Genomic DNA, 13,406 nt, shown 5'->3' on the forward strand with positions numbered 1-13,406 from the left:
GCTCAGGTATCCGGATCGGCGCCCGGTTGAGCGCGCAGCGGCAAGCATAAGGCGATGCAAGTGCCATGGCCATCGATGCCGCTGCCGACTTCCACGCGACCGCCATGGGCGCCGACCATGCCCTGGCAGATCGCCAGGCCCAACCCCGTGCCCTGCCCGCCTCGATCACCGCGCGCGGCGGTGTAGAACATGTCGAAAATCTTCGCCCGCTCGGCTTCGGGAATACCGGGGCCTTCGTCGCTGACCGCGAGCAGCAGGCTGTCGTCGCGCACACGGGCCGACACTTGCAAGCGACCGCCCACAGGCGAGAACCGCGCGGCATTTTCCAGCACGTTGACCAGGGCCTGTTCGATCAGCGCCGCATGCACGTACAGCAAGGGCAGTTGCGCGGGTACCTGCACCTGGACCTGCAACGGAGCCAGCGGCGCGCGCAATCGACTCACGGCGCTGGCGACGATATCCCCGGCCGCCACCCAGTCCCGCGCCAGCTTGAGGGCGCCGTGGCCCAGGCGTGTCATGTCGAGCAGGTTCTGGATGTAGCGGTCCAGGCGCTCGGCTTCGTCTCGGGTAACCTCGAGCAACGCCTGGCGATCGTCCGGCGCCAGGGCCGTGCCCAGGGCCAGCAGGCTGTCGATGCTGCCACGCATGGCGGTCAGCGGCGTGCGCAGGTCATGGGACACCGAGGCCAGCAAGGCACTGCGCAACTGTTCGGTTTCACCGTGCAGGCGCGCCGCTTCCAGGTCATGGGCCAGGTCCGCGCGGGCCAGGGCCTGCGCCACCGGCTGCACGAGCGCGCCAAGCAGACGTCGGCCAGGGTCGTCGAGCCGACCGGCCTGCTGTTCGGCCACCGCGAGCAACGCCAGCACCTGGCCCTCCCACGTTACCGGTAACCACCACCAACGCCCCGCCGGCAATGTGGTGGTGCCCAGCCCGGCCGGTTGCGCGTGGTTGCCGGCCCACTGCGCTGCAGCCAGTTCGGTGGTCGAGAACGACACCGCCGCGCCCTGGGCCACCTTCCAGCCCTGGTCGCTGCGCTCGAGCAGACAGATGTCCAGCCCCGGCCAACCCTGCATGTGCTGCGCGGCTGCACTGAACACCGCCTGGCGGTCGGTCGCCGCAGCCAGCAGTCGGGACAGCTCCAGCAGTTGCGCGGTGTGCGCCTGGGTTTCGCGCAAGGCGCTGAGTTGCTGGCGCTGGCGCGCGGCCAGGTTGCCCGTGAGCGCCGCCATCAGCAGAAAGAACAGGAGCGTCAGGACGTCTTCCTGACGCTGGATGCTCAGGGAGAAATTGGGTGGGATGAATAGAAAGTCGTACGCCAGGAACGACAGCGCGGCACAGCTGAGCGCCGGCCCCGGGCTGCTGCGGACCGCCACCAGCAGCACGGCGGCGAGGAACACCAGGGAGATATTGGGCAAGTCCAGCACCTGTGCCACGGCCCAGGCCAGCCCGCTGGCCAAAAGCGTTGCCAGCACCGCCAGGGCATACTCGCGCCAACGTCCGACGGGCCGCGTGCGCGGCGTTGGCGGTGACGGCACCTGAGCCCGCGCCAGCACGTTGATTTCCAGACCGCTGCGGTGGCGCAGCAAGCGCTCGGCCAGGCCCGCACCGAAGCGGCGACGGCGCGACTGGCCGACCAGTACCAGATTGGCGCGACGGTCGGCGGCGTGTTGCAGCAAGGTCCTGGCCACTTCCGCATCGCGCAGTTCCACCACCTCGCCGCCCAGCCGTTCGGCCATCTGCTGGGCCAGTTTCAGGCGCTGACGCCCTGTTTCATCAAGCAGCGAGCCGTCATCGACATGGACCACGGACCAGGGCAGATGACGACGGCGGGCGACGCGGCTGGCGTGGCGCACGAGGCGCTCGGCCTGCTCATCGGCGGCGATGCCTACCAGCAGTCGTCCGCGCACGCTGGGCGCCTGCTGGCCGAGGCTGCGGTAGCCTTCGTGCAGATCGTCGTCGACCTGGGCGGCGGCCGTCTGCATGGCCAGTTCGCGCAGGGCGCTGAGGTTGGTCTGGGTAAAGAAGGCGTCGATGGCGGCCCGGGCCTGCTCCGGCACGTACACCTTGCCCTCGCGCAGGCGTTCGAGCAGCTCGCGCGGCGGCAGGTCGATCAGCAGCAGATCGTCCGCCTCCTGCACCACCCAATCGGGTAGGGTTTCGCGCACCTGCACGCCGGTGATCGTCTGGACCTGATCGTTCAGGCTTTCCAGATGTTGGACGTTGACCGTGGTGTACACATCGATGCCGGCGGCGAGCAGTTCCTGCACGTCCTGCCAACGCTTGGCATGCCGGCTGCCAGGTGCATTGCTGTGCGCCAGCTCGTCGACCAGGACCAGGGCCGGGTGGGCAGCGAGCACGGCATCCAGGTCCATTTCCTCGAGGGTCACGTCGCGGTATTCGCAGCGCCGCAATGCCTGCTGGGGCAGACCGACCAGCAGCGCTTCGGTTTCCGCGCGGCCGTGGGTCTGCACCACGGCAGCCAGTACCTCGATGCCCTGACGCTGGCGAGCGTGGGCGGCCTGGAGCATGGCGTAGGTCTTGCCGACACCGGGCGCGGCGCCGAGAAACACTTTCAAGCGACCACCCCCGCTGCGGGGCAAGGCGGCCAGCAGGGCATCGGCGCGGCCGGAATCACTCATGGTCTGGGCTCATGGCATCGCATCATGGTCATCGGGACTGTGACGTTAGCCGATCCAGCGCCTGGTTCAAAGCCAGCACGTTGACCACCTCCGGGCCGATGGCCGGCGATCGGGTCTGCGCTTGCACCAGCGCGCGCAGAGTCGACTCGGGCAGCCCGCGTTCGCGCGCCACCCGGGGGACCTGATAGCTCACCGCTGCCGGTGGCAGATCAGGGTCCAGACCACTGGCCGAGGTGGTCAACAGCGCCAGCGGAACCGGACCTTGCTGCGCATCGAACTGTTCATCGGCCTGCGCCAGCACGCGAGTGCCCAACGCAGGATTGCTCGGCGCCAGGTTGCTCGCACCGCTGGCCAGGGTCGCGTAGTCGGCCGCCGAAGGCCGTGAATGAAACCAGCGCTCATCGGTGAAGGCCTGGGCGAGCAAGGCTGAACCGCGCACCTCACCCTGCGCGTCGCGCACCAGGCTGCCGTTGGCCTGGGCGGGAAAGGCCCACTGCCCTACCGCCCACACCAGCAGCGGATAGGCACCGCCGGTGAGCAAGGTCATCAACAGAATCAGGCTCAAGGCCGGACGCAACAAACTGTTCATCATTCAAGCTCCAGGGTCAGACCAGGTGCAAAGCGGTGAGGACGATATCGATGGCCTTGATGCCGATGAAAGGCACCACCAAGCCACCCAGGCCGTAGATCAGGACGTTGCGCCGCAGCAGTTGCGCGGCGCTGTCGGCCTGCACCCGCACGCCGCGCAGGGCCAGGGGGATCAACACGATGATGATCAGGGCGTTGAAGACGATGGCCGAGAGGATCGCGCTCTGCGGGCTGGCCAGGTGCATCACGTTGAGCACGCCCAAGGACGGGTACACCGCGGCGAACAGCGCCGGGAGGATGGCGAAATACTTGGCCACGTCGTTGGCGATGGAGAACGTGGTCAAGGCGCCGCGGGTGACCAGCAGTTCCTTGCCGATGCGCACGATGTCGAGCAGCTTGGTCGGATCGCTGTCCAGGTCGACCATGTTGGCTGCCTCGCGCGCGGCCTGGGTGCCGTCGTTCATCGCCACGCCGACGTCGGCCTGAGCCAGCGCGGGGGCATCGTTGGCCCCATCGCCACACATGGCCACCAGGCGGCCGTCGGCCTGTTCCTGGCGTATGCGCGCCAGCTTCTTCTGTGGCGTGGCTTCGGCCAGCACGTCGTCGACCCCGGCTTCGGCAGCGATGGCGGCGGCGGTCAATGGGTTGTCGCCGGTCACCATCACGGTGCGGATGCCCAGCTTGCGCAGTTGCTCGAAGCGCTCGCGAATGCCGGGCTTGACCACGTCCTTGAGGTGGATGACACCCAGCAGTTGGCGGTCGCGGCACACCAGCAGCGGTGTGCCGCCACTCTGCGCGATGCGCTCGATGTGTTCGGCCAGCGCGGGCGCAAGCTGCGCCCTGGACTGGCCGATGAACGCCAGCAGCGAGTCCACCGCGCCCTTGCGGTAGCTCTGCTGGTCGAGGTCGACGCCCGACAGCCGTGTCTGGGCGCTGAACGGCACCGATTGCCAGCGCTCGGCGGCCGGCTCGTCGATGCTGAACAGTGGCCGGATGAACTCGACCACCGAGCGCCCTTCCGCCGTCTCATCGCCCAGCGAAGCCAGCAGCGCACCTTCGGCCATCTGTGCGTCGCTGACCCCAGGCGCGGCATGCAAGGCGCTGCAGCGGCGGTTGCCGAAGGTGATGGTGCCGGTCTTGTCGAGCAGCAACACATGGACGTCGCCAGCCGCTTCCACGGCGCGGCCGGACTTGGCCACGACGTTGAGCCGCACCAGGCGGTCCATCCCGGCGATACCGATGGCCGACAGCAGGCCGGCGATGGTGGTCGGGATCAGGGTTACCAGCAATGCCAGGAGAAACACCAACGGCAGGCTGTGCCCGGAGAAGCGAGCAAACGGCTGCAGAGTGACCACCACCAGCAGGAAGACCATGGTCAGGCCGATCAGCAGGATGTCCAGGGCCACTTCGTTGGGCGTCTTCTGCCGCTTCGCACCTTCCACCAGAGCGATCATGCGATCCAGGGTCGACTCGCCGGGGTCGGTGCTGATCTCGATCAGCAGCCAGTCAGACACCACCAGGGTATTGCCGGTGACGGCCGAGCGGTCGCCACCCGATTCCCGGATCACCGGCGCCGACTCACCGGTGATGGCGGCCTCGTTGACGGCGGCGATACCCTCGCGCACCTCGCCGTCACCGGGAATCATCTGCCCGGCTTCGACGCGAACCACATCGCCCTTGCGCAAGGCGGTGGCGGCAACCGTCTCGAAGCTGCCGTCGGCACGTTGCCGGCGAGCCTGCAGGCCCTGGCTGCCGGCCTTGAGGCTGTCGGCGCGGGCACGGCCACGGCCTTCGGCCAGTGCTTCGGCGAAATTGGCGAACAGCAGGGTAAACCAAAGCCACACGGCAATCTGCACGGCGACCGAGGCCGACACTGCCGGGTCGGGCAGCAGGCACAGGCCGGTGGTCAGTACGGCGCACAACTCCACCACCAGCAGCACGGGGCTGCGCAGCAGCCGCCGGGGATCGAGCTTGACGAACGCCTGCAGCAGCGCGGGTCGCCACAAGGCACTCAAGGTGGCCCCGGCAGGCGGTGAGGGTTGCGTGGCAGCGGCAACGGTCGATCGGTTCATTGTCCAGGCCTCAGAAATACAGGTTCAAGTGCTCGGCGATCGGCCCCAGGGCCAGCACCGGCAGGAAAGTCAGGCCACCCACGATCAGCAGGGTCACGGTCAGCAGGGTGATGAACAGCAGGCCGTGGGTGGCGAAGCTGTCGGCGCTCGGCGCGCTGGCGTTCTTGCTGGCCAGGGCTCCGGCCAGGGCCAGCACCGGCAGGATGTAGCCGAAGCGGCCAAGCAACATGCCCAAAGCCAGCATGAGGTTGTGAAAGGCCGTGTTGGCGGACAGGCCGGCGAAGGCCGAACCGTTGTTGGCGCTGGCCGAGGTGTAGGCATATAGCAGCTGAGTGAAGCCATGGGGGCCGGGGTTGCTCACCGCTGCGGCCGGCCCCGGCAGGCTCACGGCGATGGCGCTGAGCACCAGCACGCCCACGGGCATGACCAGCAGGCTCGCCACCAACCAGCGCACCTCGCGCGCCTGGAGTTTCTTGCCCAGGTACTCCGGGGTTCGACCGATCATCAAGCCGGCCAGGAACACCGTCAGCAGCACGTTGAGGAGCATGCCGTAGAGACCGGCGCCGACACCGCCGAAGATCACTTCGCCGAGCATCATGTTGACCAGCGCGACCATCCCGGAGAGCGGGTTGAGGCTGTCGTGCATGGCATTGACCGAGCCGTTGGAGGCGGCCGTGGTGGTCACCGACCAGAGCACGCTGGCGGTGGTGCCGAAGCGGCTTTCCTTGCCTTCCAGCGGCGCGGTCTGCTCGACCATGGCACTGGCCAGCGATGGGTTGGGTTGCTGCTCGGCGTACAGCGACAGCCCCAGGCCCAGCAACAGCAAGGTCAACATGCAGGCCAGGATCGCCCGGCTCTGACGCAGGTCCTTCACGTAATGGCCGAAGGTGAAGACCAAGGCGACCGGGATGGTCAGGATCGCGACCAGTTCGAACAGGTTGCTCCAGGCCGTGGGATTCTCGAACGGATGGGCCGAGTTGACGCCGAAGAACCCGCCGCCATTGGTGCCCAGCTGTTTGATGGCGATCTGGCTGGCTGCCGGGCCGAGGGGGATGGTCTGTGAGTTGCCCTGCAAGGTCAGCGCGTCGACATAGGGCGCGAATGTCTGCGGCACACCCTGCCAGACAAGGAAAACGGCGAGCAGCAAGGCCAGCGGCAGCAGACCATACAGCGTGGCACGGGTCACATCGACCCAGAAGTTGCCCAGGGTACTGGCCGAACGGCGACTGATGCCCCGGCACAGCGCTACCAGCACCGCCAACCCGGTGGCGGCGCTGAGAAAGTTCTGCACGCCCAGGCCAGCCATCTGGCTCAGGTAGCTGAGCGAGGTTTCGCCGCTGTACGCCTGCCAGTTGGTGTTGGCCATGAAGCTGACGGCGGTGTTGAACGCCAGGGTCCATTCCTGGCCCGGCAGGTGCTGGGGATTGAGCGGCAGATATCCCTGCAGCATGAGCATGGCGAACAGCAGGCCGAATCCGGCCAGGTTGAAAACCAGCAGCGCCAAGGCATATTGCTGCCAGCTCTGCTGCTGTTGCGCATCGATACCGCAAAAGCGGTAGCACAGCTTCTCCACCGGTTGCAGCGGTACGCTGAGCCAGGTGCGCTGGCCTTCCATGACCTTGTAGTAGAAACGTCCGAGCCAGGGCGCCGGCAGCAGGATCAAGGCGAGAAAGGCCGCTATCAGGGCAAAATCGTGACTGTTCATCAATGACTAGCCTCCACTGGCGCGCAAGAGGGCAACGAGCAGGTACACGAACAAACCGATGGCCAGCAGCAGGAACAGGCCGTCCAGAACAGACATGGGAATATCTCCAGGCGCGGCGGCTGCCGCTTGCCGACATTCTCCGAGGCCAGGGTGTAAAGGCGCGAGATCGATACCCGGGCCTGGCCGTAAAGAAAGCGTAAAAATCGGTCCGTCACATCCCGCCACGAGCGGGCGCATGGGAAGCGCGGGACCGAACGGCTATCATGGCGGCCTTCCCTGCCCCCTGGAGCCTTCATGCGCCTGTTCCACACCTCCGACTGGCACCTCGGCCAAAGCCTGCACGGTCAGGAGCGCGACTTCGAACACGCAAGCTTCCTGCGCTGGCTGCTGCGTCAGCTCGCCCAGCGCCAGCCCGACGTGCTGCTGGTGGCGGGCGACATCTTCGACACGGTCAATCCGCCCGTGCGGGCGCAGGAGCGGCTGTACAACTTCATCGTCAGCGCCCACGAGCAACAACCGCAGCTGACCATCGTGATGATCGCCGGCAACCACGACTCCGGTTCGCGCATCGAATTGCCCGGGCCGTTGATGCGCCGCCTGCGCACCCATGCGCTGGGCCGGGTGATGTGGCTCGAAGACGGCCGCCTCGACAGCGAGCGGCTGTTGCTGCCGCTGCCCGATGCCCATGGCCAGGTGCAGGCCTGGTGCCTGGCCCTGCCTTTCCTGCGCCCTGCCGAGGTGACCGGCGCAACCCTGGGCGAGGATTACCTGCAAGGCATCGCCCGGGTGCACGAGACGCTGATCGCCGCTGCCAATGCCCGACGCTCGCCGGGGCAGGCCCTGATCGCCATCAGCCACGCGCACATGGCGGGCGGTTCGGTGTCGATGGAGTCCGAGCGCAGCCTGGTGATCGGCAGCGCCGAAGCCCTGCCGGCCAGCCTGTTCGACGCCAGCATCAGCTACGTTGCGCTGGGCCATCTGCACAAGCCGCAGAAGGTCAACGGCGAATCACGCATTCGCTACAGCGGCTCGCCCATACCGCTGTCGTTTTCCGAGATCGAGTACCCGCACCAGATCCTCGAGATCGAGTGCGCCGGCGAGCAGCTGGTGAGCGTGGAACCGATCCTGATCCCGCGTGCGGTCGACCTGCTGCGCATCGGCCCGGCGCCGTTGCCGCAGGTCCGCGAACAGTTGCAGCAACTACCGGACGTGGACCTGTTGGCCGATGTGCTGGGCTACCCCTGGCTGGAAGTGCGGGTGGTACTCGACGAGCCGCAACCGGACCTTCGCCAGCACATCGAAACCGCGCTGCAAGGCAAGGCCGTGCGTCTGGTGCGGATCGCTGCCGAGTACGCCGGGCGGATCAACGCCGACAACGAGGATGTCGGCGCCCTGATCGAGCTGGACCAGCTCAGCCCCCACGAACTGTTCAGCCGCGCCTGGCTCGACAGCTACGGCAGCGAGGTGGACGAACAGACCCTGGACGACTTCGCGCAGTTGTTGCAGGAAGTGCAGCTGGAGGGCGAAACCCCATGAAGATTCTGGCCATCCGCCTGAAGAACCTCGCCTCGCTGGCGGGCCCGTTCGAACTGGACTTCACCGCCGAACCGCTGGCCAGCGCCGGTCTGTTCGCCATCACCGGCCCCACCGGCGCGGGCAAGAGCACGCTGCTCGACGCCCTGTGCCTGGCGCTGTTCGGCGCCGTACCGCGCCTGGGCAATGCGTCCCAAAGTGCCAAGGTGCCCGACGCCGACGGTGAAATCGGCAGCTACGACCCGCGCACCCTGTTGAGTCGGGGTACCGGGGCGGGCTATGCGGAAGTGGACTTCCTCGGCGTCGACGGTCGTCGCTATCGCGCGCGCTGGGAGGCCAACCGGGCACGGGACAAACCGGCGGGCAAGTTGCAGAACAGCCGGCAGTCGCTGCGCGATCTGGACAATGACCAGTTGCTCGCCAGCCAGAAAGGGGAATACAAGCAACTGCTGGAAGCCCGCCTGGGGCTGAACTTCGAGCAATTCACCCGTGCGGTGATGCTGGCGCAGAGCGAGTTCAGTGCCTTTCTCAAGGCCGACGACAACGAACGCAGCGAACTGCTGGAAAAGCTCACCGACACTGCGCTCTATACGCGCCTGGGCAAACGCGCCTTCGAAAAGAGCCGCGACGCCCGCGAGCAGCTCAAGCACTGGCAGGACCAGGCCACCGGTATCGCGCCACTGGCCGCCGAAGCGCGCGAAGCGCTGGATCTGGAGTTTCACACCGCCAGCGAGCAACTGCGGCAGCACCAGGCGCACCTCAAGCAGGTGGAGCAGCAACAACAGTGGCACGGCGAAGACCGGCGCCTGAGCGACGACTGCCAGGCGGCACGGCAGCAGGTGCAAGACGCATCCCAGGCATGGGAAGCAGGCGCCGAGCAGCGTTTGCAGTTGCACATGCTCGAACAGCTGGCACCGCAACGCTACCTGTTCAGCCGCGAGCAGGAAGTGCGCACCCAGCTCCAGCCCCTGGCCGAACGTATCGAGCTGTCGCGTTCGCGGCAGCAACGGCAGGCGGTGCAGCAGCAACACCTGGACGAGCAACGCGAGCAGGCCGGGCGCACGCTGCAACAGGCGTTGGCGCAACAGGCCCAAGCGCAGCCCCGGTTGCAGCAGGCCTTCGACGAACAGTCGAACCGGAGCCGATTGCAGGCCGAGCTCGAACCCCTGAGTCCGGCGCTGGCCGAAGCCGAGCGGCAGCGTTCGTCCGCAGAGCAGGCGCTGCGGGGCATGGAGCAGCAACAGGCCGACAGTGGTGAACGCCTGCAGCAGGTCGCCGACGCGCTCGAACGCAGCGCCGAGCTGGCCCCGCTGGCCGCCACCTGGAGCGCCTACCTGCCGCGCCTGCAGCAAGTGGTGACGCTGAGCAGTCGCCTGCGCCAGGGCCAGATCGAACTGCCAGAGTTGCAGACGCAGGCACACGCCACACAAACGAGCCTGGAAGCGCATCAAAGCGACCTTGCCCGCGTCTTTGAGCATGCCCCATGCAGCGCCGAGGAACTGCCCGAGCGCTTGCAGCAACTGACCCAGCGCCTGCAACAGCAACGCCTGGCGCTACGCGGCGTACAGGAACTGGAACGGCTGTGGCATCGGCGCAACGCCGTTCAGGAACGTCTCGAACAAGGGCGCCAGCAGCAGGCCAACTTGCTGGCCCGTCGCGAGCAATTGACCGCCCAGGGGCTGGAGGCCCGCGCGGCCCACGAACAGGCCGAGCAAGCCTTGAAGGTGACCCTGCAACTGCTCGAACGCCAGCGCCTGGCGCGCAGCGAAAGCGTCGAACAGTTGCGCGAACGCTTGCAGCCCGAGCAGCCCTGTCCGGTCTGCGGCAGTGTCGAGCACCCCTATCATGCGCCGGAGGCGCTGTTGCAGGCGCTGTCGGCGCACGATGACGATGAAGAGCAACGCGCCCGCGCTGCGTTGAAGCCGCTGTCCGAACGCCTGGTCGAGCTGCGTACCGAAGTCGGCGCGCTGATCGAGCAGCACAAGCAGCTCAAGGCGCAGGAGCAACAATGGCTCGACCAGCCAGGTGACGCCGAGCTGGCCGGGCATCCGCTTTACCCTGCCCTGAGCGACGCCGAGCAGCCGGCGCACTGGCTGCGCGACACCCTGGCCAACCACACGCGTCTGATCGACGAGGATGAACGTCAGCAGAACAGCCTGCTGGCCTTGCAACAGCAGGCGACCGCCCTGCAGCGCGCCGTGGCGCAGGCCAGGGAAGCCAGCCAGCAGGCGCAGCAGACACTGCAGGCGCATCAGTCCCACCTGGACGCCGATCAGCAGCGGCTCGACGACGAGTTACAGGCGCTGGCCAGTCAGTTGCCCGCCGCTCGCCTGCAGGCCCTGCGCGAACACCCGGCGCAGACGTTCATGGCCTTGGAGCAGAACATCGCCGAGCGCCTGGCCCAGGTCGAGCAGCGCGATGAAGAACAGTCGGAGTTCGACGCCCGTGCGCGACGCATCGAACAGGCCCGCAGCGAGCATGCGCGGCAGCAGGCCGACTGCGAGCAGCAACGCCAGCGGGTCGAGGCGCTGTCCACGCAACTGCAGACCTGCGAGGCACGGCTACGCGAATTGCTGGGCGAGCATGCCCAGGCGACCGCCTGGCAGACGGCCTTGCACGATCAGGTCGAGACGGCGCGCGAGCAGGAACGGCAGGTCGACCGCCAACAACAGGATCTCCGAACCCAGACAGTGCAGACCGCCAGCGCCCTGGAGGCCGACACTGCGCAGCAGGCCCAATTGCAGCAAACCCTGGCTGACGTGCAGCAGGCCCTGCACGCCTGGCGCGAGCAGCGTCCTCAGCTGGACGACGACGGGTTGCAGGCACTGCTCGCCATCGATGAACCCCAGGTCGATGAGCTGCGCAGCCGCCTGCAGACCACGGAAAAAACCCTGGAACAGGCGCGCATCCGCTTGCACGAACGCGAGCAGCGCCAGCAGGCTCATCAGGCACAGGTCGACGCGATCGCCAGTGCCGAGGCACTGGACGCACAGCACGCCACCCTGCTGATGGACGTCGAACGGCAGGAGCACCACTGCGCCGAGCTACGCGCCCGGCAAGCCGAAGACCAGCGCCGGCACAGCGCTAACCAGGCCCTGCAGGCGCAGATTGCCGAGGCTGACGCACACTACCATCGCTGGGCGCGATTGGCGGCACTGATCGGTTCGGCCGAGGGCGATCGCTTCCGCAAGATCGCCCAGGCCTACAACCTCGACCTGCTGGTGCATCACGCCAACGTGCAACTGCGTCAGCTGGTGCGCCGCTACCGCCTCAAGCGCGGCGGCAGCATGCTCGGGCTGTTGGTGCTGGACACCGAAATGGGCGACGAACTGCGCTCGGTGCATTCGTTGTCAGGCGGGGAAACCTTTCTGGTGTCGCTGGCACTGGCCCTGGGGCTGGCGTCGATGGCGTCGAGCACGCTGCGCATCGAGTCGCTGTTCATCGACGAAGGCTTCGGCAGCCTCGATCCCGAATCGCTGCAACTGGCGATGGACGCACTCGATGGCCTGCAGGCGCAGGGCCGCAAGGTGGCGGTGATTTCCCACGTGCAGGAGATGCACGAACGCATCCCGGTGCAGATTCAAGTCCGGCGTTTGGGCAATGGGCTGAGCAGCGTCGAGGTCAGCGGCTAGCGCCCTGACCCGGACAACGCGGCGTGCCTGGCACGCCGGGTTGGCTGGAGCGTGTTACTGAGTCAGGAATTTCAGGTCCGACGGCGCGTCCTGCTTGAAGCTCTGTACCGTCTCACCCAGCATCCCGGTGCTGGCGTCGCGCTTGAGCACGGTGATCTGGTTGCTCTTCTGGTTGGCGATCAACAGGAAGTGACCGGTGGGGTCGAGGGCGAACTCGCGTGGGTGATCGCCGTCCACATGCCGACGCTGGATCTCCTTGAGATGGCCGGTGCCAGGGTCGACGCTGAACACCAGCATCTGGTTGGCCGTGCCACGGTTGCTCACGTAGAGGAAGCGACCATCGGCAGACAGGTGCAAGGCGCCGCTGGCGCTTTCCTTGCCGACGGTGCCCAGTTCGAGCAGCTGCTGGCGTACGAGGTTGCCATCTTTGACGTCGAACATGGCCAGTTGACCGCTCATCTCCAGTGTCAGGTAGGCATGCTTGCCATCACGACTGAACAGCAGGTGACGCGGACCACTGCCGTCCGGCAGTTGCACCGAGGCCGGTTGAGCGGGCACCAGCGGACGCTCAGCGGACTTGGGCTCGTAACGGTAAACGTAGACCCGGTCAGCGCCGAGGTCGCTGGCATAGACATAACGCCCCGAAGGCGGCAGCGACACCACCGAGTGGACGTGGGGCCCGGCTTGGCGCTCGGGGTTGACCTGGCTGGCGACGTGCTTGAGCTCCTGTACGACGTTACTGAGGGTGCCGTCTTCGGCCACATTCAGCACGCTCAGGCTGCCGCCCGGATTGGCACTGACGGCATAGTTGGCGACGAACAGATGGCGCCCGTCCTGGCTCAGGCTGGAATGGGTCGGCTCGTCGCCGCTGGTGGCCACCTGATTGACCTGACGGATGTCGTGGGTCCTGCCGTCCACGGTGAAGCTGGTGACCTTGCCAATTACGTCTTTCTGGCCGGGGCCGTTTTCATTGACCACGAACAGGCGACGCTGGTCCTGGGACAAGGTCAGCCAGGACGGGTTGGAACTCTTGACCGTCTGCCGAGGCTGGGCCTCGATCTGGCCGGTAGTGCTGTCGAAGGCATAGCGGTAGATGCCTTCGCTGGAACCCTGGGTGTAGGTGCCCACCAGCAGGTCATATTTTTCGGCTGCAGTGGCGTGCAGGGATGTCAGGGCCAAGCCGTTGACAAGCATGGATAGCAGAACTCGCTTCATGAAGGTTTCTCCGAAGCCTCTT

8 protein-coding genes are annotated in these 13,406 nt (G+C 66.8%); 2 read left to right on the top strand and 6 right to left on the bottom strand.

Annotated elements, in window-relative coordinates; all coding sequences use genetic code 11:
* Positions 1-2: 2 nt before the first annotated feature.
* Genes BLV18_RS14065 through BLV18_RS14085 form a run of 5 tightly spaced genes read right to left on the bottom strand, consistent with a single transcriptional unit; the run spans position 3 to position 7,100 of the window.
* Entirely contained in the window at positions 3-2,639 is a 2,637-nt protein-coding gene (locus tag BLV18_RS14065) for a DUF4118 domain-containing protein (protein ID WP_090359356.1), read from the bottom strand.
* A 28-nt stretch (positions 2,640-2,667) separates the two neighbouring features.
* The gene (gene kdpC / locus BLV18_RS14070; RefSeq protein ID WP_043193234.1) at positions 2,668-3,228 is read right to left on the bottom strand and encodes a potassium-transporting ATPase subunit KdpC; all 561 of its coding nucleotides are present in this window, start codon (positions 3,226-3,228) and stop codon (positions 2,668-2,670) included.
* A 16-nt stretch (positions 3,229-3,244) separates the two neighbouring features.
* Positions 3,245-5,299 (bottom strand): potassium-transporting ATPase subunit KdpB, encoded by a 2,055-nt coding sequence (gene kdpB, locus BLV18_RS14075; RefSeq protein ID WP_090359358.1) that lies wholly within the window; start codon positions 5,297-5,299, stop codon positions 3,245-3,247.
* A 10-nt stretch (positions 5,300-5,309) separates the two neighbouring features.
* Complete coding sequence (gene kdpA / locus BLV18_RS14080; RefSeq protein WP_090359361.1) at positions 5,310-7,004, bottom strand: potassium-transporting ATPase subunit KdpA; 1,695 nt, start codon at positions 7,002-7,004, stop codon at positions 5,310-5,312.
* A 6-nt stretch (positions 7,005-7,010) separates the two neighbouring features.
* On the bottom strand, positions 7,011-7,100 hold the full coding sequence (locus tag BLV18_RS14085) for a potassium-transporting ATPase subunit F (RefSeq protein WP_082223535.1): 90 nt from the start codon (positions 7,098-7,100) through the stop codon (positions 7,011-7,013).
* 198 nt (positions 7,101-7,298) lie between these two features.
* Between BLV18_RS14085 and BLV18_RS14090 the strand changes: the two genes are divergently transcribed.
* Both BLV18_RS14090 and BLV18_RS14095 read left to right on the top strand, forming a co-directional pair.
* Positions 7,299-8,540, top strand: a complete 1,242-nt coding sequence (locus tag BLV18_RS14090; RefSeq protein ID WP_090359363.1) for an exonuclease SbcCD subunit D C-terminal domain-containing protein — start codon at positions 7,299-7,301, stop codon at positions 8,538-8,540.
* Positions 8,537-12,169 (top strand): AAA family ATPase, encoded by a 3,633-nt coding sequence (locus BLV18_RS14095; RefSeq protein ID WP_090359364.1) that lies wholly within the window; start codon positions 8,537-8,539, stop codon positions 12,167-12,169. The genes BLV18_RS14090 and BLV18_RS14095 overlap by 4 nt, the downstream gene beginning before the upstream one ends.
* A gap of 54 nt (positions 12,170-12,223) precedes the next feature.
* On the opposite strand, the gene BLV18_RS14100 is transcribed toward BLV18_RS14095, so the two are convergent.
* A complete protein-coding gene (locus tag BLV18_RS14100) occupies positions 12,224-13,384 on the bottom strand; it encodes a lactonase family protein (protein ID WP_090359367.1) in 1,161 nt (386 codons plus the stop codon).
* Positions 13,385-13,406: the final 22 nt, after the last annotated feature.

It is taken from the genome of Pseudomonas coleopterorum (genome assembly GCF_900105555.1).
Classification (GTDB): domain Bacteria; phylum Pseudomonadota; class Gammaproteobacteria; order Pseudomonadales; family Pseudomonadaceae; genus Aquipseudomonas; species Aquipseudomonas coleopterorum.